The sequence below is a fragment of the Spirillospora sp. NPDC048911 genome (assembly GCF_043198015.1).
In the GTDB taxonomy this organism is placed as follows: Bacteria; Actinomycetota; Actinomycetes; order Streptosporangiales; family Streptosporangiaceae; genus Spirillospora.
Genome location: NZ_JBICUD010000002.1, coordinates 682492 through 708507 on the forward strand (window position 1 = coordinate 682492; position 26016 = coordinate 708507).

Annotated in this window: 24 protein-coding genes and 1 pseudogene; 17 read left to right on the forward strand and 8 right to left on the reverse strand. The window is 71.2% G+C overall.

The features are described 5' to 3' along the window. Window positions 1-53 precede the first annotated feature (53 nt). From ACGFNU_RS10410 to ACGFNU_RS10460, 11 genes are all read left to right on the forward strand, one after another. Entirely contained in the window at window positions 54-1091 is a 1038-nt protein-coding gene (locus ACGFNU_RS10410) for a hypothetical protein (protein ID WP_392592090.1), read from the forward strand. 139 nt (window positions 1092-1230) lie between these two features. Next, window positions 1231-1428 carry a hypothetical protein gene (locus tag ACGFNU_RS10415; protein ID WP_392592091.1) on the forward strand — a complete coding sequence of 66 codons (198 nt, stop codon included), beginning with the start codon at window positions 1231-1233 and terminating at the stop codon, window positions 1426-1428. Window positions 1429-1776: 348 nt separating this feature from the next. Beyond that, window positions 1777-2721: a 4-hydroxy-tetrahydrodipicolinate synthase gene (dapA, locus tag ACGFNU_RS10420; RefSeq protein WP_392592093.1), complete on the forward strand. Its 945-nt coding sequence runs from the start codon at window positions 1777-1779 to the stop codon at window positions 2719-2721. Between the two features lie 67 nt (window positions 2722-2788). Next, window positions 2789-4474 carry a ribonuclease J gene (locus ACGFNU_RS10425; RefSeq protein WP_392592095.1) on the forward strand — a complete coding sequence of 562 codons (1686 nt, stop codon included), beginning with the start codon at window positions 2789-2791 and terminating at the stop codon, window positions 4472-4474. 71 nt (window positions 4475-4545) lie between these two features. Further along, window positions 4546-6471, forward strand: a complete 1926-nt coding sequence (locus tag ACGFNU_RS10430) for a protein kinase (protein WP_392592097.1) — start codon at window positions 4546-4548, stop codon at window positions 6469-6471. A 69-nt stretch (window positions 6472-6540) separates the two neighbouring features. After that, entirely contained in the window at window positions 6541-9123 is a 2583-nt protein-coding gene (locus tag ACGFNU_RS10435; protein ID WP_392592099.1) for a DNA translocase FtsK 4TM domain-containing protein, read from the forward strand. Between the two features lie 328 nt (window positions 9124-9451). Continuing rightward, window positions 9452-10216: a helix-turn-helix domain-containing protein gene (locus ACGFNU_RS10440; protein WP_392592101.1), complete on the forward strand. Its 765-nt coding sequence runs from the start codon at window positions 9452-9454 to the stop codon at window positions 10214-10216. Between the two features lie 90 nt (window positions 10217-10306). Then, window positions 10307-11716, forward strand: a complete 1410-nt coding sequence (gene rimO / locus ACGFNU_RS10445; RefSeq protein WP_392592103.1) for a 30S ribosomal protein S12 methylthiotransferase RimO — start codon at window positions 10307-10309, stop codon at window positions 11714-11716. Continuing rightward, window positions 11713-12300, forward strand: a complete 588-nt coding sequence (gene pgsA, locus ACGFNU_RS10450; protein WP_392592105.1) for a CDP-diacylglycerol--glycerol-3-phosphate 3-phosphatidyltransferase — start codon at window positions 11713-11715, stop codon at window positions 12298-12300. Before rimO ends, pgsA begins: the two co-directional genes overlap by 4 nt. A 70-nt stretch (window positions 12301-12370) precedes the next feature. Then, window positions 12371-13165, forward strand: a complete 795-nt coding sequence (locus tag ACGFNU_RS10455; RefSeq protein ID WP_392592107.1) for a YndJ family protein — start codon at window positions 12371-12373, stop codon at window positions 13163-13165. Continuing rightward, window positions 13162-13674: a DUF1990 family protein gene (locus ACGFNU_RS10460; protein WP_392592109.1), complete on the forward strand. Its 513-nt coding sequence runs from the start codon at window positions 13162-13164 to the stop codon at window positions 13672-13674. The genes ACGFNU_RS10455 and ACGFNU_RS10460 overlap by 4 nt, the downstream gene beginning before the upstream one ends. Window positions 13675-13886: 212 nt before the next feature. Here the strand turns inward: ACGFNU_RS10460 and ACGFNU_RS10465 are convergent, their stop codons facing one another. Continuing rightward, window positions 13887-14429, reverse strand: a complete 543-nt coding sequence (locus ACGFNU_RS10465) for a hypothetical protein (protein WP_392592111.1) — start codon at window positions 14427-14429, stop codon at window positions 13887-13889. Between the two features lie 332 nt (window positions 14430-14761). Between ACGFNU_RS10465 and ACGFNU_RS10470 the strand changes: the two genes are divergently transcribed. From ACGFNU_RS10470 to ACGFNU_RS10485, 4 genes are all read left to right on the forward strand, one after another. Beyond that, window positions 14762-16081, forward strand: coding sequence for a CinA family nicotinamide mononucleotide deamidase-related protein (locus ACGFNU_RS10470; RefSeq protein ID WP_392592113.1), 1320 nt, complete (start codon window positions 14762-14764; stop codon window positions 16079-16081). A 111-nt stretch (window positions 16082-16192) separates the two neighbouring features. Further along, entirely contained in the window at window positions 16193-16549 is a 357-nt protein-coding gene (locus tag ACGFNU_RS10475) for a helix-turn-helix domain-containing protein (RefSeq protein ID WP_392592115.1), read from the forward strand. Between the two features lie 182 nt (window positions 16550-16731). Beyond that, window positions 16732-17199, forward strand: a complete 468-nt coding sequence (locus ACGFNU_RS10480) for a DNA starvation/stationary phase protection protein (protein ID WP_392592117.1) — start codon at window positions 16732-16734, stop codon at window positions 17197-17199. Window positions 17200-17306: 107 nt separating this feature from the next. Then, entirely contained in the window at window positions 17307-17816 is a 510-nt protein-coding gene (locus ACGFNU_RS10485; RefSeq protein ID WP_392592118.1) for a hypothetical protein, read from the forward strand. Window positions 17817-17829: 13 nt separating this feature from the next. Here ACGFNU_RS10485 and ACGFNU_RS10490 read toward each other — a convergent pair whose 3' ends face one another. Continuing rightward, on the reverse strand, window positions 17830-18402 hold the full coding sequence (locus ACGFNU_RS10490) for an NADAR family protein (protein WP_392592120.1): 573 nt from the start codon (window positions 18400-18402) through the stop codon (window positions 17830-17832). A gap of 63 nt (window positions 18403-18465) precedes the next feature. Continuing rightward, window positions 18466-19629 (reverse strand): protein-L-isoaspartate(D-aspartate) O-methyltransferase, encoded by a 1164-nt coding sequence (locus ACGFNU_RS10495; RefSeq protein WP_392592122.1) that lies wholly within the window; start codon window positions 19627-19629, stop codon window positions 18466-18468. Between the two features lie 169 nt (window positions 19630-19798). On the opposite strand from ACGFNU_RS10495, the gene ACGFNU_RS10500 reads away from it, so the two are divergent. After that, window positions 19799-20230: a RidA family protein gene (locus ACGFNU_RS10500; RefSeq protein WP_392592124.1), complete on the forward strand. Its 432-nt coding sequence runs from the start codon at window positions 19799-19801 to the stop codon at window positions 20228-20230. On the opposite strand, the gene ACGFNU_RS10505 is transcribed toward ACGFNU_RS10500, so the two are convergent. Next, a complete protein-coding gene (locus tag ACGFNU_RS10505; RefSeq protein ID WP_392592126.1) occupies window positions 20227-21126 on the reverse strand; it encodes a LysR substrate-binding domain-containing protein in 900 nt (299 codons plus the stop codon). The genes ACGFNU_RS10500 and ACGFNU_RS10505 overlap by 4 nt on opposite strands. Before the next feature lie 212 nt (window positions 21127-21338). Between ACGFNU_RS10505 and ACGFNU_RS10510 the strand changes: the two genes are divergently transcribed. Beyond that, window positions 21339-22202 (forward strand): arylamine N-acetyltransferase, encoded by an 864-nt coding sequence (locus tag ACGFNU_RS10510; protein ID WP_392592128.1) that lies wholly within the window; start codon window positions 21339-21341, stop codon window positions 22200-22202. Between the two features lie 233 nt (window positions 22203-22435). Here the strand turns inward: ACGFNU_RS10510 and ACGFNU_RS10515 are convergent, their stop codons facing one another. The 4 genes and pseudogenes from ACGFNU_RS10515 to ACGFNU_RS10530 form a co-directional block, all read right to left on the reverse strand. Beyond that, window positions 22436-23203, reverse strand: coding sequence for an ABC transporter permease subunit (locus ACGFNU_RS10515; protein ID WP_392592130.1), 768 nt, complete (start codon window positions 23201-23203; stop codon window positions 22436-22438). Next, window positions 23200-24097, reverse strand: a pseudogene (locus ACGFNU_RS10520) (ABC transporter ATP-binding protein). The gene ACGFNU_RS10515 and the pseudogene ACGFNU_RS10520 overlap by 4 nt, the downstream one beginning before the upstream one ends. Window positions 24098-24179: 82 nt before the next feature. After that, window positions 24180-24881, reverse strand: a complete 702-nt coding sequence (locus ACGFNU_RS10525; protein WP_392592132.1) for a response regulator — start codon at window positions 24879-24881, stop codon at window positions 24180-24182. Continuing rightward, on the reverse strand, window positions 24878-26008 hold the full coding sequence (locus ACGFNU_RS10530; protein WP_392592134.1) for a sensor histidine kinase: 1131 nt from the start codon (window positions 26006-26008) through the stop codon (window positions 24878-24880). Before ACGFNU_RS10530 ends, ACGFNU_RS10525 begins: the two co-directional genes overlap by 4 nt. Window positions 26009-26016 lie beyond the last annotated feature (8 nt).

The following is a 26016-nucleotide window of genomic DNA, read 5'->3' on the forward strand; positions in this document are numbered from 1 at the left end:
TCGGCTCCGCGTGAACTTGACCGGGTTCCGGAGCGTCTGTCCAGGTGATGAGCATGATCTGCGGGGTACTCAAGAAGATCGCCTGGCTGGCCGCGTACGTGCTGGGGCTGGCGGCCCTGGTGATCGCGGGGGCCTGGGTGTGGTGGCAGCCGGAGCCGGAGCCGGCGGCGCGCGGCACCGAGGTGAACGCGCTCTGGGCGCGGCACCAGTGGGTGGGGGAGGCGCACACCGAGGACGAGTACCGGGCGTTCGCGGGGCTCCTCCGCGAGAACCGGATCACCGACGTCTACTTCCACGCCGGGCCGTTCGAGCCCGACGGGAGCGTCCCGCCGGCCAAGTACCGCAACGCCGGGAAGCTGATCGAGGCCATGCGCAAGTACGCGCCGGCCGTCCGCACCCAGGCCTACCTGGGGCAGATTCGTAAGGTGGACGGGCACGGGCTGGTGGACCTGGACGATCCGGCCGTACGCGAGCGCGTGCTGAAGACCGACGCGATCCTCCTCGATCTGGGCTTCACCGGGATCCACTACGACTTCGAGCCGATCTATCCCGACGATCAGGGCTTCCTGACGCTGCTCGACCAGACCCGCGCGCTCACCCGGGCCCGCGGCCGGCTGCTGTCGGTCGCCATCGAGCAGCTCACCACGGTCGACGCGCTCCAGCCGGTGTACGAGGCGCTGCTGCCGCGCGGCTGGGGCCGGACCCACTACCCGCCGCGGCCCACCCGGGACTTCCTCGTCAAGATCGCGGACCGGTCGGACCAAGTCGCGATCATGACGTACGACGTGTCGCTGCCCACCCGCTCGCTGGTCGGCCTGCACTTCGCCCGGCACACCGAGCAGACCCTCAGGCTCATCGGCGACCGCACGACCGTCTTCATCGGCGTGCCCACGTACCGGCCCATGATGGAGTGGGCGGAGGACCTTCCCGGGGCCCTGCGGGGCGTCCGGCGGGGCCTGGACGCGCTGGACAGGCCGCCCGCGCGCCCCTACGGGGTGGGCGTGTACGCCGACTGGACGACCAGCCCGGCGGACTGGGCCCGTTACCGGGCAACCTGGCTGCCGCCCGGGCCAGCAAAAGTTGGCGGTTAGGCAAGCCTGCTTGTCACGTTCCTTTTCCCGAGTTTCCCCAGGTCAGGGCGTTTGTTGCACAGGCGCGAACCGAGGGTAAGGCTCGGTGGGTACCAGCACCCTCCTGGCGGACGGAAAAGGGAAGTGGGGCTCGAGGCCGATGAGCATTGAGCGAACCGCGTGGCACGATGCCGACCGGCTCCTGGAGCTGTCGGCCGAGTTCGCCGGCTGGCGGCTCGGCCGAGGAGGTTCCGGACACTGGTGGGCCGTGCGGGGCAACGAACTCGTCCGGACCCTCAGCGTCGAGGAGCTGCGCGCCCGGCTCCACGAGATCACCACCCTGAGACAGAGCGCCTGACCTGCCGGTACGGCGGCCCGGACCGCCGCACCACCCGGCTCTCCGCGGAGACCGCGCGCACGTTATCCAACCGAGTCCGGAAACTGGCCGGACTGACCCCGTAACGCGGCATTTGCGTGCCACGATGTGGATGTAGAAGCCGTCGCCGCGCGTACCCCCGAGCGTGTGGCGGCGGCTTCTTCCTTCTTTCCGGAACCTCCGCGCCCGCTCCGGCGACAATCCGTCACCCGGAACGCTTCTCGTTCCGCCACCCCGGCCCGCGCCCCGGCCGTCCGACGTCGGCCTGGTGACACACTGGAAGGGCCCTGCGGGTCCACGCCGACCGGCGGGAACAGTACCCTTCGGTGCATGGCACCCAGCACAACGAGTGACGCGGCGTCCGCGGCCGATCGGACCTCGCCGTTCGGCCGGATGTTGACCGCCATGGTCACCCCGTTCACCCCTGACGGCGCCGTCGACTACGACGGAGCCGCGCGCCTGGCGACCCATCTGGTCGACGTGCAGCGCAACGACGGCCTCGTCGTCAGCGGGACGACGGGCGAGTCGCCGACGACGAGCGACGCGGAGAAAGAGCAGCTGCTCCGCACGGTGGTCGACGCGGTCGGTGACCGCGCCCGCGTCGTCGCCGGTGCCGGCACCAACGACACCGAGCACACGCTGCGGCTCGCCAAGGCGGCCGAGGCCGCCGGCGCCCACGCCCTGCTGGTCGTCACGCCGTACTACAACAAGCCCCCGCAGGAGGGGCTGCTGCGGCACTTCACGGCGGTGGCCGACGCCACCGGGCTGCCCAACATGCTGTACGACATCCCGGGCCGCACCGGGGTGCCGATCCACACCGAGACCCTGATCAGGCTCGCCGAGCACCCCCGGATCGTGGCCGTCAAGGACGCCAAGGGCGACCTCTTCGCCGGCTCCCAGGTGCTCGCGGCGACCGACCTGGTCTTCTACTCGGGCGACGACGCGCTCAACCTGGCCTGGCTGTCGATGGGCGCCGCCGGGTTCGTCAGCGTGGTCGGCCATGTCGTGGGCGCCGATCTCCATGAGATGATCGACGCGTACCACGCCGGTGACACGGGCCGGGCGCTGGCGATCCACCGCCGGCTGCTGCCCGTCATCACCGCCATCATGACCCGTACGCAGGGCGCCATCGCCGTCAAGGCAGCGCTGAACCTGCAAGGCCTCCCGGGCGGCCCCCTGCGGCCCCCGCTCTGCGAGGCCTCGCCAGAGTTCGCGGCGCGCCTGCGTGAAGACCTACTGCACGGGGGAGTCAAGATTCCGGAGGTTAATACGTGAGCGGAGCGAACGAAATAGCACAACAGCCCGAGACTCACGCGGCGCCGAGCCGTCAGGCGAGGCGCGCGTGAGTCATCCGCATCCAGAGTTGTCCACCCCGCCCGCCCTGCCGGAGAACGGCCTGCGCATCGTCGCGCTGGGCGGGCTCGGGGAGATCGGCCGCAACATGACGGTCTACGAGTACGGCGGCCGCCTGCTCGTCGTCGACTGCGGCGTGCTGTTCCCCGAGACCGAGCAACCGGGCATCGACCTGATCCTGCCCGACTTCGAGTACATCCGTGATCGCCTCGACGACATCGAGGCGGTCGTCCTGACCCACGGCCACGAGGACCACATCGGCGCCGTCCCGTACCTGCTGCGGGAGCGCCGCGACATCCCGCTGGTCGGCTCGCGCCTCACGCTGGCGCTGCTGGAGGCCAAGCTCACCGAGCACCGGATCAAGCCGGTCACGGTGCAGGTGGCCGAGGGCGGGCGGCGGAGCTTCGGGCCGTTCGACTGCGAGTTCCTCGCGGTCAACCACTCCATCCCGGACGCGCTGGCGGTGGCCATCCGCACCCCCGCGGGCCTGGTGCTCGCGACCGGCGACTTCAAGATGGACCAGCTGCCGCTCGACGGCCGGCTCACCGACCTGCCCGGCTTCGCCCGGCTCGGTGCCGAGGGCATCGACCTGCTGATGTCCGACTCGACCAACGCCGAGGTGCCCGGCTTCGTCACCAGCGAGCGCAACATCGGCCCGGTGGTCGACGAGGTCTTCCGCATCTCCAAGGAACGCATCATCGTCGCCTGCTTCGCCTCGCACATCCACCGGGTGCAGCAGGTGCTCGACGCCGCCGTCGCCAACAACCGCAAGGTGTGCTTCGTCGGCCGGTCGATGGTGCGCAACATGGGCGTCGCGCGCGAGCTGGGCTACCTCAACGTGCCCGACGACATCATGGTCGACCCCAAGGACCTCGACGACATCCCGGGCCACCGCCTCGTCCTGGTCTGCACCGGTTCGCAGGGCGAGCCGATGTCGGCGCTGTCGCGGATGGCCAACCGCGACCACTCGATCCGCATCACCGAGCGCGACACCGTCATGCTCGCGTCGTCGCTGATTCCGGGCAACGAGAACGCGGTCAACCGCGTGATCAACGGCCTCACCCGCTGGGGCGCCCGCATCGTGCACAAGGGCAACGCGCTCGTGCACGTCTCCGGGCACGCCTCGGCCGGCGAGCTGCTGTACGTGCTCAACGTGACCAAGCCGGGCAACTTCATGCCCATCCACGGCGAGTGGCGGCACCTGCGCGCCCACGCCAAGCTGGCCGCGCTCACCGGCGTGCCCGACGACAACATCGTCATCGCCGAGGACGGCGTCGTCGTCGACCTCGTCGAGGGCCAGGCCAAGATCGTCGGTGCGGTCCCGGCCGGTTACGTCTACGTGGACGGCCTCTCGGTGGGCGAGATCACCGAGACCTCGCTCAAGGACCGGCGGATCCTCGGCGAGGAGGGCTTCGTCTCCATCGTCGTCGGCATCGACTCCACGTCCGGCAAGCTCGTCGCCGGCCCGGAGATCCACGCCCGCGGCGCCGGCATCGTCAACCAGGACTTCGACGAGATCATCGCCCGGCTCGAAGCCGCCCTCCAGGACGCCGCCTCCGACGGCGTCAACGACCTGCACCAGCTCAACCAGCTGATCCGCCGCACCATGGGCAAATGGGTCAGCGACAACTACCGCCGCCGCCCGATGATCATCCCGGTCATCGTCGAAGTCTGACCACCGCGCCCCCGGTCCCTTTCCGCTAATTTGAAAGGGGCCGGGGGATTCGTCCGTTGCGGGGAGGCCGCGTGGCAGCGGGTCGGCAGCAGTTCGGGCTTAGCTACGCCGCTCGTTCGGATGTCGGCATGCTCGCCGAAGGCAACGGCGACTCGGGCTACGCCGGACCCTTCCTGGTGGTGGTGGCCGACGGCAGCGCAGGCCGTCGCTCGCATACCTACTATGGCGACCTGGACCCCGACGACTTCGTGGACGCGCGCGCCGAGATCGCGAGCACCATCGTCATCGACAGGCTCCGGCGACTCGACCGTGAGGGTCCGCCGAACCAGTTGCTGGCCGGACTCGAACACGCCGCGATGCAGGCCAACGATGACATCCGCAAAGCCGTGGAGAGCCGCCAGGACTGGGAGGGGTTGGGCACGACGCTCACCGCGATGTTGTGGTCGGGCAATCAGTTCGCCCTGGTGCACAGCGGCGACTCGCGAGCCTATCTACTCCGTGACGAGACCCTGTTCCAGATAACTCACGACCACACGTTGACGCAGTCCTTGGTCGACGAGGGCGAAATCAGTGCTGACGAGGCGCCCGGGCACCCCCAGCGGTTGCTCCTGCTGCGCGCTCTCGACGGCCGGGCTGGGCCCGAACTGGATCTGCAGATCCGGGAGGCGAAGGTCGGCGACCGGTATCTGCTGTGCACCGACGGACTATGGAGAGTGCTCAGCGCGGAAACGATATTCCAAGCGCTCGCCGGCGACGACGACCCCGAGCGGGCGGTCAGGCACCTGATCGACCTTGCCAACCGCGGTGGGGGACCTGACAACATCACGTGCGCCGTCATTGACACCGTTCTCGCACCGGCCGGCGCTCGGCGGTCGCTCGGCGTGACGGTCGGCTCCGCTTCTCACCGTCAGCCGCGACCGTCGGCCGGGAACACCCTGCCCCTGCCGCAAGGCGCGGGGCCCGCTTCCGGGCCGGTGAACCCGCCACCTCGCGGGGCCGTCCGGCAGGGCTGGGGAGCCCCGCCTCAGCACGCGCCATCCGTGCCCGTGCCCGGACCGTCCGCGCCCACGCCCGTCCCCGGGGCGGCCCCTGGTGAGCACCATGGCGGGGGCGTTCCGCGACGGCCGTCGCCCGCGCCACCTGGGCCAGCGCAGTCGATGCCCGCCTCACCAGGGCGGCGGCCGGACTTTTCGTTGTCCGGCTATACCGTTTTCGAGGCGCTGGGGGAGGGTGGGAACGCCACGGTCTACAAGGCGCGGCGGATCGCGTTGGAGCGGGACGTGGCGATCAAGGTGGTCGGCCGGCGGATCGCCGACGACCGGGACCGGCGGCGGTTCCGGCGGGAGGTCGACGCGGCCGTCCGGTTGTCGGAGCACCCGAACGTGGTGACGCTGTACGACGCCGACACGCTGGACGATGGCCGGCCGTATCTGGTGATGGAGCTGTGCTTGGGCGGGTCGCTCGCCGATCAGCTGCGGCGGGTGGGGCCGATGACGCCCGGGTTCGTGCGCGAGGTGGGGGTCCAGATCGCGGACGCGGTCGCGGCGGCGCACGAGCACGGGGTGCTGCACCGTGACATCAAGCCCGCCAATCTGCTGGTGACGAGGTTCCGGCGGGTCGCGCTGGCGGACTTCGGCATCGCGGCGCTGCCCGTCCCGGGGCAGGAGCTCTCGGTCACGCTGGCCATGACGCCGGTGTACGCGGCGCCCGAGGTGTTCGACGACGTCGATCCCGCGCCGGCCGCCGACATCTACTCGCTCGGCGCCACGCTGTACGCGCTGCTGGCGGGACGGGCGCCGCGCGCCCCCGATCGGCCGATGAGCTCCAACGCGCTGATCGGCCACCTGATGCGTTCGCGGGACGAGCCGATCGCGGCGGTCGAGGGCGTTCCGGAGGCGTTGATGGCCGTGCTCCGGCGGGCGCTGCGGGCCGAGCCGGATGCGCGGTACCGGACGGCGGGCGAGCTGCGTGATGCATTGGGTGAGCTGCGTCTCTGATGCGCGGGGGTGGCAACACGCCGCGCCGGGTCTGGGGAACCCGCGGCGCGTTTGGTTAGTCTCATCAGCATGGCCACACGTGCGTCCGGAGGTACGAAGAACTCGCGTACCCGGGCCAGTGCGGCCCGCGGCAAGTCGTCCGGTTCGGCCCCGCGCAAACGCCCGAGCGGCGGAGCGAAGGGCGCCAAGGGCGGGGGCTCGTCTCGCGGGCGCCCGCCCCAGAAGAACAACGACCCGATCCTCCAGCTGATCCGCGGCCTGTTCCAGCTGGTCGCCAAGCTCTACAGCCTCGCGGCGGTCGCCGTCGGCTCGGTGTTCCGGGCGTACGGGCAGGGCGCGCGCGACCTCGGCGAGGAGCACCGCCGTGACGGGCTCGGCCTGGCGCTGCTCGGGTCCTCGATCGTGCTGGCGTCGGTGACCTGGTGGACGCCCGACGGTGTGGTGACGATCGCGCTGGAGAAGGTCGTGCGCGGCGGCATCGGCGTGTTCGCCATGGCGCTGCCCGTCCTGCTGGCCGTGCTGGCGTGGCGCACGTTGCGTCACCCCGAGCACAACGACGAGACGGGCCGCATCATCATCGGCATGACGGCGCTCGGCGTCGGCGTGCTGGGCGTTCTGCACATCGCCGCGGGCGTGCCGGCACCGGCCAAGGACATGCCCGGCGTACGTCATGCGGGCGGCGTGATCGGCTGGGTCGCGTCCGCGCCGTTGGAGGCGGCCCTGAGCGGCTGGGTGGCGGTGCCGCTGCTGCTCCTGCTCTCCGCGTTCGGCCTGCTGGTCGTCACCGCGACCCCGATCAACCGCGTGCCCGAACGCCTCACCGAGCTGTGGTCGGTCGCCACGCTGCAGGGACGTCCCGCACGGCGGAACGAGAGCGACAAGGCCGAGACCAAGCCGAAGCGCCGCCGCAAGAGCAAGAGCGACGGCGACGACCCCGAGCTGGAGGTCGGCGAGCACTCCAAGCCGTACGACACCCCCGTCCTCGACGACAAGCCGAAGAAGCCGGCGAAGCAGCGCGACCTCGCCGACGAGATCTTCGACCCGGAGCCGTTCGAGCCCGAGGTGCCGCTGCCCGCCGCGCCGCTGGACGAGCCGCTGGACGAGCCGGTCGGCTCGGCGGCGCCGGACGTGCGCGACCCGACCCCCTCGCCGGGCCGGTCCGAGCAGCTGCCGCTGTCGTCGTCCGGCGAGATCTACGAGCTGCCCCAGCCGGCGATGCTGCGGCCCGGCAGCATCGCCAAGCCGCGCACCAAGGCCAACGACACGGTGGTCAACGCGCTCACCGGCGTGCTGGAGCAGTTCGACATCGACGCGCAGGTCACCGGGTTCACCCGGGGGCCGACGATCACGCGGTACGAGATCGAGCTGGGCCCGGCGGTCAAGGTCGAGAAGGTCACCGCGCTGACGAAGAACATCGCGTACGCGGTGAAGAGCGCCGAAGTACGGATCATCTCCCCGATCCCCGGCAAGTCGGCGATCGGCGTCGAGATCCCCAACGTCGACAAGGACATCGTGAGCCTCGGCGACGTGCTGCGCTCACCCGCCGCGACCAACGAGCACCACCCGATGATCGTCGGCCTGGGCAAGGACGTCGAGGGCCGCACGGTGGTGGCCAACCTCGCGAAGATGCCGCACATCCTCATCGCGGGCGCGACCGGCGCCGGCAAGTCGACCTGCATCAACGGCCTGATCACGTCGATCCTGATGCGGGCCACGCCGGACGAGGTGCGGATGATCCTCGTCGACCCCAAGCGGGTCGAGCTCACCATGTACCAGGGCATCCCGCACCTGATCACGCCGATCATCACCAACCCGAAGAAGGCCGCCGAGGCCCTCGACTGGGTCGTCGGCGAGATGGACCGCCGCTACGACGACCTGGCCGCCTCGGGGTTCCGGCACATCGACGACTTCAACAAGGCCGTGACCGCGGGCAAGCTCAAGCCGCCGCCCGGCAGCGAGCGCGTCTACACGACCTACCCGTACATGCTGGTCATCGTCGACGAGCTGGCCGACCTCATGATGGTCGCGCCGCGCGACGTCGAGGACTCGGTCGTCCGCATCACCCAGCTGGCGCGCGCCGCCGGCATCCACCTGGTGCTGGCCACCCAGCGCCCGTCGGTCGACGTCGTGACCGGCCTCATCAAGGCGAACGTGCCGTCCCGGCTGGCGTTCGCCACCTCCTCGCTGGCCGACAGCCGCGTCATCCTCGACCAGCCCGGCGCCGAGAAGCTCGTCGGCCAGGGTGACGCGCTGTTCCTGCCGATGGGCGCCAGCAAGCCCATGCGCATCCAGAACGCCTACGTCGCCGAAAAAGAGATCCACGGCATCGTCGAGCACTGCAAGGGTCAGATGGAGGCGGTCTACCGCGAGGACGTCGCCGAGCAGGCCGGGCCGAAGAAGGAGATCGACGAGGACATCGGCGACGACATGGACCTGCTGGTGCAGGCGATCGAGCTGGTCGTCAGCACGCAGTTCGGCTCCACGTCGATGTTGCAGCGCAAGCTCCGCGTCGGTTTCGCCAAGGCCGGCCGGCTGATGGACCTGATGGAGAGCCGCGACATCGTTGGCCCGAGCGAGGGCTCCAAGGCGCGCGACGTGCTCACCAAACCCGACGACCTCCCCGGCGTCCTCGCCGAACTTCGCGGTACTTAAGGCTTTCGCGGCCTCGGGTCCTCCCCTGGCGGCTCGGACCCGAACCGCAAAAGCGGCGAACCCGACATCGCTTCGCGATCTCTCGTGAAGCTTCGCCTCCGGCTTGCTTCACGACCCGGTAGCGTGTTCGCGCGGGTGATCTGTCGTTGACCTGAGGGCGAACTCGCCGTTAATAGGAACGATCTTGGGACGGGGCGTCCGCGAATGATGCGAAATCTTGCCCTGTTTCGAACGTGTTGGCTGTCGCCCAACGGGCATGGCCGTTCCTAGGATGGTGATTGCTGGAGTACGTGGGGTTGGTCGTGGTGCGCTCTAAGGGAGGCTCGGCGTGAGCATCGGTGAGACCTTGACTCAAGAGCGTCAGCAGGCAGGTCTTACCGTCACCCAGGTGAGCTTGCAGACGCGGATCCGGGAGACCGTGATCCGCGCCATCGAGCGCAACGACTTCACCGCGTGCGGCGGCAACTTCTACGCGCGCGGCCACATCCGCAGCATCTCGCGCGTCATCGGCATCGATCCGGAACCGCTCGTCCGCGAGTACGACGAGATGCACGGCGGCGCGCCGCAGCCGGTGTCGGCGGTCACCGCGTTCGAGCCGGAGACGCCGGTGGCGTTCCGCGAACGCCGCGCGCCCAACTGGAGCGCCGCCATGGCGCTCGCGCTGGTGCTCGTGGTCATCTACGGCATCGTCCAGGTCGTGGGCGACGACTCCGGCGCGGAGAAGCGCCAGGCCCGTCAGGTCGCGGGCGGGCCGGGGGCCGCGGCTCCCGCCGTGACGCCGACCCCGTCACCGACGGCGACCCGCAAGGACCCGGTCGCGATGGCGCCCCGCAAGAAGGTCGAGCTGCGGGTCAAGGCGCGCCGGACCACCTGGATCAACGTCCGCGGCGACAAGGGCAAGACGCTGTTCAGCGGCATGCTCCGCGCCGACGAGGTGCGCGAGTGGACCGCCAAGAAGAAGATCAGCATCCTGATCGGCAATGGCGACGGGGTCAAGCTGACCGTGAACGGCAAGGATCTCGGCACCCCCGACCAGGACGGCGGCGGCGTGGTCCGGCTGAGCTTCACGCCCGACGACCCCGACGGCGCCTGACCTCCCGCTCCGGCCGGCGGGCGGGGCTTGACCTTTCGATTGGGCGGTCTCTGGTCGGTGGAGGGGCCCGCGCCCATTACCGTTAGGGGCATGTCCACACGCCGCACGGTCTCACTCGTCACGCTCGGATGCGCCCGCAACGAGGTCGACTCCGAAGAGCTCGCCGCCCGGATGGAGGACGCGGGCTGGGACCTGACCGAGTCGGCCGACGGCGCCGACGTGGTGGTCGTCAACACCTGCGGCTTCATCGACGCGGCGAAGAAGGACTCGATCGACACCCTGCTGGCCGCGCACGACTCCGGCGCCAAGGTGATCGCGGCCGGGTGCATGGCCGAGCGGTACGGGGCGGAGCTGGCCGAGGCGCTGCCCGAGGCGAACGCCGTGATCAGCTTCGACGACTACGCCACGATCGGCGAGCGGCTGGACGACGTCCTCGCGGGCCGGCACCGCGAGGCGCACACGCCCCGTGACCGGCGCACCCTGCTGCCGATCAGCCCGGTCGACCGCACCGCCGCGGCGCCCCAGGTCTCCATCCCCGGCCACGGTGATCTTCCCGAGGGCCTCGCCCCGGCGACCGGCCCGCGGGTCCTCCGGCGGCGGCTGGGCGGTGGCCCGGTGGCCCCGCTCAAGCTGGCCTCCGGCTGCGACCGGCGCTGCACGTTCTGCGCCATTCCCGCGTTCCGCGGCGCCTACGTCAGCCGCCCGCCGGCGGAGGTGCTGGAGGAGGCGCGCTGGCTGGCCGGCCACGACGTCCGCGAGCTGGTCCTCGTCAGCGAGAACTCCACCTCGTACGGCAAGGATCTCGGTGACCTGCGCGCCCTGGAGAAGCTCCTGCCGCAGCTGGCGGCGGTCGAGGGCATCGAGCGGGTCCGGGTCAGCTACCTGCAGCCCGCCGAGACCCGGCCCGGCCTGATCGAGGTGATCGCCTCGACCCCGGGCATCGCGCCCTACTTCGACCTGTCGTTCCAGCACGCCAGCGGCTCGGTGCTGCGCTCCATGCGGCGCTTCGGCGACCGCGAGCGGTTCCTGGAACTGCTCGGCTCGGTCCGCGCCCTCGCCCCCGAGGCGGGCGTGCGGTCCAACTTCATCGTGGGCTTCCCCGGCGAGTCCGAGGCCGACCTGGACGAGCTGATCGAGTTCCTGAGCGCGGCCCGGCTCGACGCGATCGGCGTCTTCGGCTACTCCGACGAGGACGGCACCGAGGCCGCCACCCTCGACGGTAAGCTCGACCACGACGAGGTGGCGCGGCGCGTCGAGGAGGTCTCCGCCCTCGCCGAGGAGCTCACCGCCCAGCGCGCCGAAGACCGCGTCGGCTCGCAGGTCCGCGTGCTCCTGGAGGACAAGACCGAGGACGGCGCGTTCGAGGGACGCGCCGAGCACCAGGCGCCGGAGGTCGACGGAACCGTCCTCGTCCGCGGCTCGGGCCTGTCCCTCGGCGACATCGTCACCGCCACCGTCGTCGACAGTGACGGCGTGGACCTCGTGGCGGACGTGCCATGATCGCCGGTCCGTCGGATCGGGACGACCCGGCTTCGACGCCCCCGCAGGCGAGCGTCTACAACATCGCCAACTACCTCACGCTGCTGCGCATCCTGCTGGTGCCGGTGTTCGTCTGGCTGCTCGTCCAGGAGGGCACCGCGTGGCGCCTCGCCGCGTTCGCCGTCTTCGCGGTCGCCTCGATCACCGACAAGATCGACGGCGATCTCGCCCGCGCCCGCGGGCTGGTCACGGATTTCGGCAAGATCGCCGACCCGATCGCCGACAAGGCCCTGACCGGGGCCGCGCTGGTGACCCTGTCGGCCCTGGGTGAGCTGTGGTGGTGGGTGACCATCGCGATCCTCGTCCGCGAGATCGGCATCACGGTGATGCGCTTCGCGATGATCAAGACCAGCGTGATCCCCGCCAGCAAGGGCGGCAAGCTCAAGACGATGCTGCAGGTCCTCGCGATCGGCCTCTACATCCTGCCGGGCCCGCTCGACCCGCTGCGCTGGGGCTTCATGGCCGCCGCGCTGATCGTCACCGTCGTGACCGGCCTCGACTACCTCGTCCAGGCCTGGCGCCTGCGGCACACATCACCGTCCTGAATCTGTTGAACACGTTCAAAATCGTCTAGCGTCGACCCTACTTGAACACGTTCAACCCTGGGAGGCGGTCATGACCGCACTGGTGAACGTCATCGTGATGATCGGCATGCTCCTTGTGGTCCCGCTGGGCCTCCGCTTGATCGATCTCCCCGGCGTCTACCGCCACATGTGGCTGGCGGGCGCCGTCGCGGGAGCGATCTCCCTCTGGCTGCCCCGAGGCGGCGCGGCCGTTGCCCTCGCCACGCCCTATGCCCTGGCCACACTGCCCCTGGCCGCAGAAGGCCTGCGCCGGATGGTGCGCCTGACCCCCGTCAACGCGGCGGTGGGAACGGCATTGGGAATGCCGCTGGTGGCCGGGACGGCGCTGGTGGCGGAGCGCGGAGGCGCCGAACTCTTCGGGTTCTCGCTGGAGATCCTCTCCCTGACGGTGGCACACTTCCACTTCGCGGGATTCGCGGCGGCGCTGGTGGCCGGGCTGATGTGCCAGGCGGTGCGCGGACGCTTGGCGGCGGTAGCGGCGTTGAGCGTCCCCGCAGGGACGTTGCTGGTGCTGGCCGGCTACTTCACCAGCGAATGGGTCGAGTTCGCCGGGGCAGTGGTGCTCACAGCAGGGATGTGGCTCGTCGGCTGGCTGATCTGGCGTGACATGCGGGTGGACGACCGGGTCGTCCGGACCTTGTTGCTGGTCTCGGCGGGAGTCCTGGTGGCCACGATGGTGCTCGCGCTGAGCTGGGCGCTGGGGGAGGCGTCGGGGCTCCCGCATCTGTCGCTGGGCTGGATGGCGGCCACGCACGGGGTGGGGAACGCGTTCGGCTTCGGGCTCTGCGGCATGCTGGGCTGGCGGTTGCTGAGGGAGGCATTGTGACGCGGGATTTCACGTACGCCGAGGTGGGGGCGACCCAGACCCTGGACCTGCCGGACGGCTACAGCCACCTGCGCGTGCGCACGCTGGTCGGCGAGGGGCCGGTCGCGATGCGGAACGCGGCGGACGCGCTCATGGAGTTCTGGATGCACCGGGCCATCCCGGTCCGGATCGACGCGTCGGCACGCCGGGTGGCCCCCGGCGTCGGCGTGACCGTGGGCCTGGGCGTCGGCCCGTTCCGGATCAAGGCGCCGTGCCGGGTGGTCTGGGTGGAGGACGAGGAACGACGCGTGGGCTGGGCTTACGGAACCCTGCCCGGCCACCCTGAAGCAGGCGAGGAAGCCTTCGTGGTGCACATGGACGACTCGGGCGACGTCTGGCTGACCGTCACCGCCTTCAGCCGCCCAGCAAGCCGGCTGGCGCGCAGAGCCGGCCCCCTGGTGCCCTTCATGCAACGCGCCTACGCACGCAGATGCGGCGCAGTCCTACGCAAACTCTCCCGCCCCCATTAACCCACGCCCACCCGCGTCCGCGCCTGCCTGCTTCTGGCGAGCCTGCCTGCCCGGGTTCGCGCCTGCCGTGTGGTGCACGCTTGCGCTCGGCCGCGTTGTGTCCCCGCTTGCGAGTGTCTGCGCCTGCGCGGCCCTGGGTGGGCTGTGTCTGGTCGATCGTGGCAGAGCGTCCGTGCTCGGACGTGGTCGGGCTACTGCGGGCCGGGTGTGGGTTAGAGGGCTGAGGCCTGTGCGGGGACTGGGTGCCGGGGGTCGGCGTCCGGGGACGTGGGGGCGGTGGGCAGGGCTATCGTGGCGGCCGCTACCAGGAGGGCCAGGAGCGTGCTCGGGATGAGTGGGTTCGGGCCGTCCCAGATCACCTGGGTGCCTGTGACGCCCAGGTGGGCGAAGCCGAAGGCGATGGTTCCCAGGGCATAGGCGATCAGGGCCAGGCTCTGGTGCCGCCGCCACGCGCGCTGGTCACGTGCGGTGCGGAGTCCCGATGCTCCCGCCCATACCAGCAGCAGCCCGGCGAGCAGGGCGCCCACGATGGCGAGCGGACCGTACAGGGTGGGCGAGGCGGTCTCCGCCGGCCCGACCGGCTGTGGCCCGGTCGCCGTCATCACCACCATCTGGGTGGGCGGGGTGGTCAGGCGCAGGAGGCCTTTCGCCGCGACTGTGAGGTAGAGGGCCGCCGACGCCGAGACCAGGAGGCTCGCCGCCGCGCGGACCGGCGCGAATTGGCGCCGGGAATTCCCCTTGCCGAGGTGCGCCATGGGTGCTCCTGCCCGCTGGAAAAGCCTGTGATGTGCTCCTGTCACGGGAGCGATGTTCCACTTAATAGTTCGGGTTATCCAGGCAGCGCGCCGCCAAACATCAACTGTGCGGTGTGACGAATGCCAAGGTCAGAGGCGGATGACCTTGAGAGTCGCCTTTTCTTTGCCGTGCGCGGGGAGACTGATTCCGAGTTTTGGCGGCTGCATTGATTGGCTTTGGCGGATCGCTCGGTGAATTTCGCCGTGTGTGAGAGGCGGCGGCGGGGGAAGGACGTGCCGCAGCCGGCGCGACGTGGTGTCGGACCGCGGCGGTAGATTCGAGGGCGGACGTCATGATCGCCAACGGGAGGGTCGCCATGCGGGTCGAGTTGCTCACCATCGGGGACGAGTTGTTGCTGGGCGACACGATCAACGGCAACGCGGCCTGGATGGGGGCGAAGCTCGCCGAGCACGGCATCGGTGTCACCCGCAGCGTGGTCGTGGGGGACGAGCTCGATGTGATCATCGCGGCGGTCGACGAGGCGCTCGGCCGGGCGGACGCTGTGATCACGACCGGCGGCCTCGGGCCCACCTACGACGATGTGACGCGGGACGCGCTGGCCAAGGCGGCGGGCGTGGCGCTCGTCCGCGATCCGGGGCTGGAGGAGCGGCTGCGGGCGCGGGTCGCGGCGGCCGACCGGCCGCTGGCCCCCATGGCGCTGCGCATGGCCGAGGTGCCGGAGGGCGCGGGCCTGCTCGGCAACTCGGCCGGGAGCGCCCCCGGGCTGCGGGTCGAGCTGCCCGGGGGAGTGGCGTACGCGCTGCCGGGCGTCCCCTTCGAGATGCGCACGATCATGACCGAGGTGGTGATCCCGGAGCTGGCCGAGCGGGCCGGGCGGTCGCAGGTCGCGCGGCGCACGCTGCGGACGGCCGGGGTGTGGGAGTCGATGATCGCCACCAGGCTCGCCGAGGTCGAGGCGCTGGACGGCGTCAAGCTGGCCTACCTGCCGTCGCCGGGCGAGGTGAAGATCCGCATCACGGCGACCGGGCCGGACGCCGTGCAGCGGCTGGGCGGCGCGGAGGAGCTGACCCGGGACCTTCTCGGCACGGTCGTGTACGGGGCGGACGACGACACGCTGGCCGCCGTGGTGCACCGGCTCCTGATCGAGCGCGGGCAGACCATCGCGGCGGCCGAGTCGCTCACCGGCGGCCTGATCGGCGCGGAGCTCACCGCCGCGCCCGGGGCGTCCGAGACCTATGCCGGCGGAATGATCACCTACGCCACCGAGATGAAGCACCGCCTCCTCGGCGTTCCGGAAGAGCTGCTCCGCGAGCACGGCGCCGTCCACCCGGACGTGGCGGCGGCGATGGCGGCGGGCGTCCGCGACCGGCTCGGGGCGTCCTACGGCGTCGCGGTGACCGGGGTGGCCGGTCCCGAACCGCAGGACGGGCACCCCGTCGGAACGGTCTACATCTCCGTGGCCGGACCCGGCAGCGAGCCGACCGTGATCAGCCCGCGACTCCCCGTACCCGGTACCGGTGCCGAGGTCCGCGCGGTGATCCGCAGGCTCACCGTGGTCCACGCGCTTGAGCTGCTACGACGGGACATTTTGGGGCTTGACGCGGAGCACGACGCCGGTGACTCTGAAGAAGATCGGGAAGATCGGGGCTGATTACAGCGTTACGTTCCAAGCGAACACGAAATCCACGGTCTGCCACGGCTGCCTTCAAGCCGGGTACGGTGGAACTGTCAGATGGTCCGAACTGAGGGAGGGAGCGAGACGATGGTCCTGCTTCGCCAGCTGCTCGGTGACGTACTCCGGCAGCTGCGGCTGCGCCAGGGACGCACCCTCCGCGAGGTGTCCGCGGCGGCGCGCGTTTCCCTCGGGTATCTCTCCGAGGTCGAACGGGGTCAGAAAGAGGCCTCGTCGGAGTTGCTCGCGTCGATCTGCAAGGCACTGGGGGTTCCGCTCTCACACGTGTTGAGAGAGGTCGCGGATCAACTGGCGCTTGCCGAGCTGCAGCACGAGCCCGTCATGGCCGGCGCGCCGCCCGAGCACGAGCGCATCTCGTCCGAGCGGATTCCGGAGACGCCGGAAGAGATCACCGGCGAGTTCCGGGCCGACATGGTGGCCGCCTGAGCGTGGCCGCCTGAGCCCAGCTCTCACCTGAGCCCAGCTCGCGCGGGGCCAGGTGCGGGCGGGCCCATGGCCCGTGGGCGGGCCCACCGGGTGTGGGCGGGCTCACGGGTTGATCAAGGCATAGCCGGGGATCCTCTGTCGTTGTAACGGACATACCGGAACGACGCGGAAGGAGCCCTCTCATGGCGACGGTCAAGAGCACGCTCGGCGAGACCGCCCAGAAGACCACCGGGGAAGCACTGCAGGGCGCCCTCGTCGACCTGCTCGACCTTTCCCTCGTGGGCAAGCAGGCCCACTGGAACATCACCGGCCGCCACTTCAAGCAGGTGCACGAGCACCTCGACGAGGTCGTGAACCTGGCCCGTGAGTACGCCGACACCGTGGCCGAGCGCGCCGTGGCCATCGGCGTCAACCCCGACGGCCGCGCCCGTACCCTGGCCGACCGCACGGCGCTCCCGCAGCTGGACGCCGGCTCCATCACCGACGACAAGGTCGTCGCGGCGATCACCGACACGCTGGCGCAGATCATCACGCGGTTTCGCGAGCGCATCGCCGCGACCGAGGACGCCGACCCGGTGACGCAGGACCTTTTCATCGGCCTCACCGCCGAGCTCGAGAAGCAGCACTGGATGTTCTCCGTCCAGAACTGACCTGGCGCAGAGGAGGCCCCGATCCCCTGGATCGGGGCTTTTTCGTGTTCGCCCGGCTTTTTCGTGTTCGAGGGGAACCGGGGAACCGCCGCCCGCGTCGAGAAGTCATGGCGACACTTGCGAAGCTCGTGGCGTTCTCGTCCCTCGCAGCCGTGACGGCCTGCGGGACGGGCCTCGCCGCCGAAGACCGGCCCTGCACCGCGATCGGCTCGCGCGAGGGCGTGAGCCTGGACATCAAGGCCCCGTACGCGGCGAAGGTCGCCAGCGCCTCGATGCGGATCTGCTGGAACGGGACGTGCCGGACGTCCACGGTCGAGCTCATGGGCTCCAGCACCACCGTCCCCCAGGGGTGCACCGGCGACGCCCCCGACGACAGTTGCGGCGCCGTCGCCTCACCCACCGGTGACAAGAACGGGTTCGCCGAGGTCACGGGGATACCGAAGTCTCCCGTCCAGGTGACCGTGGACCTGCGCGACGCGTCCGGTGAGCGCCTGCTCAGCAAACGGCTGGACGTCACCCCGCGCGCGACGTTCCCCAACGGCCCGGAGTGCGGCGAAGGCCGCCCGCAGACCGGCATCGTCGTCGCGGCCGACGCCGGCGTCACCGAACGTCGCTGATCAAGCGTCTCCCTCAGGTGTCGAGGAGACGGGCCCTGGCCTCCATGAGGGCGAAGCCGAGCAGGTTGAGCCCGCGCCACTTGTGCGGGTCGGCCACGCGGTCGTCCGCCGCGGCCAGGCCGATGCCCCAGATGCGGTCACGAGGGCTCGCCTCGACCAGAACGCGGGCGCCGGTGCCGAGCAGGTAGCTCTTCAGGTCGGAGTGCTGGCCGAACTTGGCGACGTTTCCGTCGGTCACGATCTCGAAGCGGTGCGCGGTCCAGGCCTCTTCGTCGAAGTCCCGTACCTTGCCGCCCAATGCTTTCGCCTCTGCCGGACTGTTGGTTTCGAGGATCCGGGCAAGGATGGCGTCGTCCCCGAAGAGCCGCGCCTTGCCCGCCATCATCCAGTGCTCGGCGGAACGGTAGTCAACGCCGTCAACGGTGAACGGATGCTCTGGCCACCACTGGCTCAGGCAGCCGGAACCCACCTCACCGAGCTTGCCCGGCTGGTGACCCCAGAAGTACAGGTACTTCAGCCGTTCTCCCTGGTCGTGCAGGCGGCAGACGTCGGCGACGCTACGGACATCGCGGGCGGTGATGGGCATGCGCCGACTTTGGCCGAACGTGATCGGCCCGCGCAACCGCATTGAGGCTGCGAGAACGCGGATTCAGGCCGCGAGGACGTGGTCGGGACGGTCGAGCCAGACCTTCTGGGAGGCCGCCCCGACGGTCAGGCCGAAGCGTTCGCGCGCGGGAGCGCCCCACGTGACCCACTGCAGGTAGGCGTTCTCGACCTCGTCCCACAGGCGCCGCGGCCCGTACTGCCGGACGGTGTGATCCGCGCGGCCGGGCTCGAAGTTCGCGGCCGCCCACGACGGCTCGTCGGCCCGGTTCTCGATCGCCCAGATGCGGTAGGAGCCGTCCGGCGCGGCCTCCAGATGCGACCGCACGTCCGGGACGAGCGCCGCGATCGCCACCTCGGCGCCGGGCGACTGGGCGATCACCGACCGCGGGTCCAGCCGGGTGGCCGACACGGCGGCCTGCCCGCGTTGCTCGGCGGCGTGTTCCGGACCGCCGAACCGGCGCCGCTGCGAGCGCAGCATCATGAATCCGGCCGGGCCCGTCAGGCGGCCGAGGGCCGTGCCGTCACCGGCGACCGTCAGATGGGCGAGGTGGCCGATGCCCCATCCCGGCGACCACGGCAGGACGATGCCCGCGCCCGGCCTGCACTGTTCGACCCATGGCCGCGGGACCCGATCGACCCCGCAGGTCACGTGCACCCGGTCGTAGGGGGCGCCCGCGGCGAAGCCCGCGGCGCCGTCCCCGACGACCAGGTGCGGATCCAGGCCCGCGCCCGCGAGGTTGCCGGCGGCGTGCGCGGAGAGGCTCCCGTCGATCTCGACCGACGTCACGCAGCCCGGGCCGAGCCGCCACGTCAGCAGCCCCGCCGTCCAGCCCGTGCCGGTGCCGATCTCGAGGACCCGGTGGTGGTCGAGCGGCCGGAGCTCCTGCAGGAAGGTGATCACGATTCCCGGCGCCGAACAGGAACTGGTCCACGTCCCGGCGCCGCTCAGCGGATCGCCCGCGCCGTCGTCCAGCTGGATCGCGATGGCGGTGTCGGAGTAGACGGCGTTCCACCACGTCGGGGGATCGGCGCTCCGGTCGATCGCGAACCCCTCGTACCGCGGCCGGTCCGGTACCGCCCAGGCCGCTTCCGGCGCGAACAGATGCCGCGGTACGGCCCGCAGCCCCTCGCGCCAGAGCGGCTCGGTGAGCCGTCCGGTCGTGACGAGCAGATCGGCCAGGCCCTCGACTCGTTCTTCCGTGGTCATCCATCCACCCTGCAAGCGTCCGCGCCACGGATCAACCACACCACGGCGATGTCCGGGTTACCTGACGACGCGGAACCACCTGTCACCCCCCGCTCCGGCGATGACGGCCGCCCACCGCGCCCGACCCCGTCGCGCCCGACCGTTCGCCCTGGTCTGCGAGACTGGGACCATGATCGATCAGGGGCCCTCCGTCAGATTGATCCGCAACGAGGATCTCGCTCAGACCGTCGACTACGCCTACGCCGCGGTGGCCGAGGCGCCGCTACGGGCGATCTGGACCGCGGGCGCGTGCCCGCTCGACGCGAACGGCGACACCGTCGCCCCGGGGGACTTCGCCGGGCAGGCCAGGCAGGTGATGGCCAACCTCACGGCCGCCCTCGGCAGCGCGGGCGCCTCTCTGGCCGACATTGTGAAGACCACGGTGTACGTGGCGTCCTCCCGTCGGCAGGACCTCGTCGAGGCCTGGGACGTCGTCCGCGAGCACATGGGCGACCACGACGCCCCGAGCACGCTGCTGGGCGTGGCCGTCCTCGGCTACACCGGCCAGCTGGTGGAGGTGGAGGCGACCGCCGTGATCATCGAACAGCACGAGTCCGCCTAGGACGCGCTCTGGCCGGTCAGCTCGGCGATGACGGTGTCGGCGAACTCCAGGGCCAGCGGGCTGAGCGCGTCCCACTGGCGCGCCGCCCAGCCCGCGCCGAGCGGCGGGAGGTCCGGGATCGGGATGAGCCGCACGACGCCGCCCGGCCCCCGTCCCCAGCCCGGCAGCGCGGGGAGGATCGCGTGGCCCAGCCCCAGCTCGGCCAGCAGCAGCGCGGTGTCCCAGTCGGCCACGCTCGTGGTCGAGGTGAGCCGCACCCCGTGGCGTTCGAGATGCATTTCCAGATGGACGCGGGACGTGGAGTGCTCGGGCAGTTCGATATGGCGGATGCCCGCGAGCTCGGCAGGCGCGATCGTCTGCCGGTGGCTCAGCGCGTCGCTCATGTGGACCGCGAGCACCCACGGCAGGTCGCAGGAGGAACGCTGCTCCACCCCGTCCAGCGACGGGCCGATGGTCACCCAGGCCAGGTCCGCGTCGTGTGATCGCACCGCCTCCAGGCAGCGGCGGCTGGAATCGGCCGTCACGAACTGCAGGGTGACCTCGGGATGGCGGGCCCGGAACGCGGTCACCCCGGCGGCCATGAAATGGCGGACCGTGGTGGCCCCGGTCGCGATCCGGATCGTGCCGGCGACGCCCCGGCGGAGATCGTCCAGTTGCCGCAGCGCGTCGTCCAGCCCCGCGATGCCCTCGGCCGCCGCGCGCCGCAGGACCTGCCCGGCCCTGGTCGGCTCGACGCCGCGCGGGCGGCGTTCGAGCAGCGTCAGCCCGGTCTCCCGTTCGAGTCGCTTGACGTGCTGGCTGACCGCCGACTGGCTGCACGACAGGTTTCTCGCGACGGCGCTGAGATTGCGGGCCTTGCAGACCGCGATGAACACGCGCAGGTCGTCCAACGTCATGGGCCAAAGCTAGGTCTTAGGGATTGCCAAGTAAACCTGAGAATTGACTTGGGTATTTGCGCGTCGCAGGATCGTCCTAGCGGGCACTGGATCCGGTGACCCGAGTGGCGGCGACCCGTTCGGGGACGACGGCCCGGGACGTACGAGCATCCCGGACGGGCGTCGACCGCTGGCCCTTGCGGGGGCGGCGATCTCTGGGGCAGGCTCCCTGGATGGCGATCGACGTTGACGGTTATCTGCGGCGGCTCGGCGTTCCCCGGCCCGGCCGGCCCAGCGTGGCCGCGCTCAAGGCCCTGCACGCGGCCCATGTCGAACGGGTCACCTACGAGGCGCTGGACATCCAGCTCGGCCGGGTGACCTCGATCGATCCGTACGACTCCGCCGAACGGATCACGGCGCGGGGCCGGGGCGGCTACTGCTACCACCTCAACGGCGCGCTCTCCCTGCTCCTGCGCGAGCTCGGCTTCGACGTCGTGTGGCATCGCGCCGGGGTCCAGAACCACGGCGAGCCGCCACCGGGCTCGGTCAGGGCCAACCACCTCGCCCTCACCGTGCACGGCCTTCCGGACGGCGACTCCCCGTCGGGAGACTGGCTGGTCGACGCCGGCCTCGGGGACGCCCTGCACGGTCCGCTGCCCCTCCATGAGGGCGCCTACGAGCAGGGCCCGCTCGCGTTCCGGCTGCTGCGTTCGAAGACCGATCCCGGCGGCTGGCGGCTGGAGCACGATCCGAGGGGCTCCTTCGCCGGAATGGACTTCGCGCCGGGCGCCGCCACGCCGGAGGACTTCGCCGAACGCCACGTCCACCTGTCGACCTCGCCGGAGTCCGGCTTCGTGCGTACCTGCGTCCTGCTCCGCCGGGACGCGCGCGGGGTGGACTCGCTCACCGGCTGCGTGCTGCGCCGCAGCGGCGACCTGGAGCCGCCCCGCACGATCGACGACCAGGACGAGTGGTACGAGGTACTCGCGGAGGTCTTCGACGTACGCCCCACCGACATCGGCCCCGCCGACCGCGACGCCCTCTGGGCCCGCGTGCGCGCCACTCATGAGGAATGGCTGCGCTCACGTTCCGCTTGAGGGCGCCACGGTCGAGACAGGTCACTCAGACGCGCCCACGGCTTCCCTGAGGAACTCCACCTGCCGGGCGAACTCGCGCTCGGCAATGGTGATGGGGAAGAGGCCGAACCCATGGATCGCCTCGGCGATGACCTCCAACCGGGTGTCGTTGCCCGCTGCCCGCCAGTGTTTCCTCGGCGACGTCCGTCCCGGTGGTGATCAGGGGGTTCGTCATGGGCACGAGTGTCGCAGGCTCAGGCGTCCCGCCGGGCCAGCGCGAACGCGGCGGCGGGCAGCGTGATTGCTACGTACGCCACCATCACGGCGAGGGCGGCGAGCGGCGGGAGCATGGGGTCGTCCGCTGTGCCCGCCAGCTGGGGTGCCAGGCCGGCGGGCAGCAGCGACGCGATGTCCTCGCCCCAGGACGGGAACACCATGCGCACCACCGCCGGCAGCACGAACAGCACCGCGCCCGCGGTGACGAAGGCCCCGGCGGTCGAGCGCAGGACGGCCCCGATCGCGAGCCCCAGGAGGCCGATGACCGCGATCGACAGACCGTTGGCGAACGCGGCGGCGAGGCCCTCGGACGGCGACTCCCAGGCCGCGATCGGTGCCGGCCGGTCGCCGGTGATGAGCCCGCCGAGGAGGAACGCGGCGATCGCGATCGTCAGGCCGGCGAGGAACGCGACGGCGGCGACCACGGCCGCCTTGGCCGCGAGCAGCGTGCGGCGCCTCGGGACCGCCGCCAGGCTGGTGCGGATCATGCCGGTGGCGTACTCCGAGGTGATCACGAGCGCGCCGAGCGCCGCCAGGCAGAACTGGGTGAACGGCACGGCCAGGACGGCGGGATCGGCGGCGGGGAAGGTGGCGCGCCCGGCCGGTGCCGAGCCGTCCCAGTCGGCCGTCATCAGCGCCGCCACCAGGCCGCCGGCGGCGAGCGCCACGAGCGGGGAGCCGAGGATGTAGCGCGTCGAACGGACCGTGCACAGCTTGCGCCACTCGGCGGAGACAGCGGTGTTCATCGGACGGCCCCTTCGGCTCGGTAGTCGACGCTCTCCCCGGTGAGGTGCAGGAACGCCTCTTCGAGAGAGGCGCTGCGCGGCGTCAGTTCGTGGATCGGGATGCCGTGGGTGAAGGCGAGGTCGCCGATCTCGGTCACGTCGAGCCCGGCGACGACCAGTTCGCCGTCCGTCTCGACCACCGTCGCGCCGGCGGTGGCCAGTGCGGCGGCGAGCGCGGTCGGACGAGGCGTGCGCACGAGCACGTCGCGCCGAGAGGTCGGTCATCGACGTCTCGGCGATCAGCCGGCCCCGCCCGACGACGAGGACATGGTCGGCGGTCAGCGCCATCTCGCTCATGAGGTGGCTGGACACCAGGACGGTCCGGCCCTCGGCCGCGAGCGCCCGCATGAGCTCGCGGATCCAGCGGATGCCCTCGGGGTCGAGGCCGTTGACCGGCTCGTCGAAGAGCAGCACGGCCGGGTCGCCGAGGAGCGCCGCGGCGACTCCGAGCCGTTGCCGCATTCCCAGCGAGAATCCGCCGATCCGGCGCCGTGCCACCTCGCCCAGCCCGACCCGTTCCAGCACCTCGGTGACCCTGGCGCGGCCGATGCCGTTGCTGCGGGCCAGCCAGTCGAGGTGGTCGAACGCGGTCCGCCCGCCGTGCACCGCGCCCGCGTCCAGCAGCGCGCCCACCTCGTGGAGCGGGCGCTCGATGTCCTGGTAGCGGCGCCCGTTCACCAGCGTCTCGCCGGACGTCGGCAGGTCCAGGCCCATGACCGCGCGCATCGTGGTCGATTTGCCCGCGCCGTTCGGGCCGAGGAAGCCCGTCACCCGCCCGGGCCGGACGACGAACGACAATCCGTCCACCGCTGTCACCCGGCCGTACCGTTTGGTCAGCTCACGTACTTCGATCATGCCGACCACGATGGCCGCCGCCCTGCGCCCGCCACATCAGCCCACGATGGACATTCGCGCGGTCCTCCCTGGGATGACACGCTCAGCGGGTGGAGGCCAGGCCGGACTCGTAGGCGATGATCACGAGCTGCGCGCGGTCGCGGGCGCCGAGCTTGGCGAGCAGGCGGCCCACATAGGTCTTGACCGTCGCCAGGCTGAGATGCAGGTGCTCGGCCATCTCGGCGTTGGACAGACCGCGGGCGATCAGCGTCAGGACCTCGCGTTCGCGCTCGGTCACGCCGTCGAGCGTGCGGGGGAGCGGCCGGGCGGGTTCCGGGCGCGCGGCGAACTCCTCGATGAGGCGCCGGGTGACGGTGGGTGCCAGCAGCGCCTCACCGGCCGCGATGACGCGGACGGCGTCCAGCAGATCTCCGGGCGGGGTGTCCTTGAGCAGGAAGCCGCTGGCCCCCGCTCGCAGCGCCGAGAAGACGTACGCGTCGAGGTCGAACATCGTCAGCATGAGGACCCGGACGGAAGCGGTCTCGGGCGCCTCGCGTATCCGCCGGGTGGCCTCGATGCCGTCCATCCCCGGCATCCGCACGTCCATGAGCACCACGTCGGGCAGCAGCGCGCGTGCCAGCTCGACGGTCTCCGCGCCGTCCGCCGCCTCACCGACGACCGACAAGCCGGGAGACGTTTCGATGAGAGCGCGGAAGCTGCCGCGCAGGAGCGCCTGGTCGTCGGCGACCAGCACGCGAATCGGCGTGCAGGCCTCGCGGCCTCCCTGATGAGGCGCCTCGTTCACGCGGCGTCCCGATGGGGGAGGGTGGCGCTCACGGCGAAGCCGCCGCCGGGTCGCGGAGCGGCGCTGAAGTCCCCGCCGTACATCGCGACCCGCTCGCGCATGCCGACGAGCCCGTGGCCGCCCTCGCCCGGGCGGACGGGCGGCACCGGCGCGCCGTCATTGGTCACCTCGATCCGCACCTCGGCCGTGGTCTTCACGACCGACACCCGGCAACGGGCCGGGGCCGCGTGCTTGACCACGTTGGTCACCGCCTCCTGGACGATCCGGTACGCCGTGAGCTGGACGGCCTCGGGCAGGTCATGGACATCGCCGACCGTGAGCTCGACCTGGACTCCCGCGTCCGCCACGCGTCCGGCCAGCTCGGGCAGCGCGGCGACGCCGGGCGACGGTGCCAGGCCGCCCTCCTCCGGCTCGCGCAGCACGCCCAGCAGCCGGCGCATCTCGGTGAGCGCGCCCTTGCTGGTGGCCTCGATGACGCGCAGCGCCTCGCGCGCCTCCTCTGGACGGTCGTCGGCGATGTGGTTGGCGATCGAGGCCTTCACCGCGATCAACCCCATCCCGTGGGTGACGACGTCGTGCAGCTCGCGCGCGATCCGGAGCCGTTCGTCCACGAGAATCTGGTGGGCGCGGTCGATTTCGGCCTGGCGGGCCGCGAGCCTGCGATCGCGCACCGCGTGGCCGGCCAGCCAGGTGGCGCCGAACAGCAGCCAGGCCGCGGCGGTGCCCCAGAGCGTCGCGATCCAGCCGTGGAACGGGTCGGCGGCGACCGCCACCGGCGCGCCCGCCAGGCAGATCGCCAGGGCCCGCAGGGACCGCCGTGGCGGCTCCGCGACGGCGACGGTGTAGAGCGCGAGGGCCACCGCGACGTACGCGCCCCACAACGCGCCGGTGACGTACGCGATGATCCAGACGGCCAGCGCGGCGAGGAGCGCCGGGAAGGGCCACCGCCGGCGGACCACGACCGTGGCCGCGAGCACGGTGGCGGTGAGGCAGGCCGCCACGAAGGCGAACGCGAAACCTGGCCGGTCCTTGAGCAGGTTGCCCGCGATCTGGATCTGGACGAATCCCAGCAGGACCGCTGCCAGGACGTCCGCGGTGAGCAGCAGGCGGGTGCGGGCGATCTTCACGTGCGCAC

Bases quoted from the DNA above. Each gene is read 5' to 3' on its own strand.
- ACGFNU_RS10435 (WP_392592099.1), top strand. From the start codon at position 6,541: ATGGCCACACGTGCGTCCGGAGGTACGAAGAACTCGCGTACCCGGGCC.
- ACGFNU_RS10475 (WP_392592115.1), top strand. From the start codon at position 16,193: ATGGTCCTGCTTCGCCAGCTGCTCGGTGACGTACTCCGGCAGCTGCGG.
- ACGFNU_RS10490 (WP_392592120.1), bottom strand. From the start codon at position 18,402: ATGCCCATCACCGCCCGCGATGTCCGTAGCGTCGCCGACGTCTGCCGC.
- pgsA (WP_392592105.1), top strand. From the start codon at position 11,713: ATGATCGCCGGTCCGTCGGATCGGGACGACCCGGCTTCGACGCCCCCG.
- ACGFNU_RS10480 (WP_392592117.1), top strand. From the start codon at position 16,732: ATGGCGACGGTCAAGAGCACGCTCGGCGAGACCGCCCAGAAGACCACC.
- ACGFNU_RS10465 (WP_392592111.1), bottom strand. From the start codon at position 14,429: ATGGCGCACCTCGGCAAGGGGAATTCCCGGCGCCAATTCGCGCCGGTC.
- ACGFNU_RS10510 (WP_392592128.1), top strand. From the start codon at position 21,339: ATGGCGATCGACGTTGACGGTTATCTGCGGCGGCTCGGCGTTCCCCGG.
- ACGFNU_RS10495 (WP_392592122.1), bottom strand. From the start codon at position 19,629: ATGACCACGGAAGAACGAGTCGAGGGCCTGGCCGATCTGCTCGTCACG.
- ACGFNU_RS10515 (WP_392592130.1), bottom strand. From the start codon at position 23,203: ATGAACACCGCTGTCTCCGCCGAGTGGCGCAAGCTGTGCACGGTCCGT.
- ACGFNU_RS10505 (WP_392592126.1), bottom strand. From the start codon at position 21,126: ATGACGTTGGACGACCTGCGCGTGTTCATCGCGGTCTGCAAGGCCCGC.
- ACGFNU_RS10470 (WP_392592113.1), top strand. From the start codon at position 14,762: ATGATCGCCAACGGGAGGGTCGCCATGCGGGTCGAGTTGCTCACCATC.
- ACGFNU_RS10500 (WP_392592124.1), top strand. From the start codon at position 19,799: ATGATCGATCAGGGGCCCTCCGTCAGATTGATCCGCAACGAGGATCTC.
- dapA (WP_392592093.1), top strand. From the start codon at position 1,777: ATGGCACCCAGCACAACGAGTGACGCGGCGTCCGCGGCCGATCGGACC.
- rimO (WP_392592103.1), top strand. From the start codon at position 10,307: ATGTCCACACGCCGCACGGTCTCACTCGTCACGCTCGGATGCGCCCGC.
- ACGFNU_RS10415 (WP_392592091.1), top strand. From the start codon at position 1,231: ATGAGCATTGAGCGAACCGCGTGGCACGATGCCGACCGGCTCCTGGAG.
- ACGFNU_RS10455 (WP_392592107.1), top strand. From the start codon at position 12,371: ATGACCGCACTGGTGAACGTCATCGTGATGATCGGCATGCTCCTTGTG.
- ACGFNU_RS10485 (WP_392592118.1), top strand. From the start codon at position 17,307: ATGGCGACACTTGCGAAGCTCGTGGCGTTCTCGTCCCTCGCAGCCGTG.
- ACGFNU_RS10410 (WP_392592090.1), top strand. From the start codon at position 54: ATGATCTGCGGGGTACTCAAGAAGATCGCCTGGCTGGCCGCGTACGTG.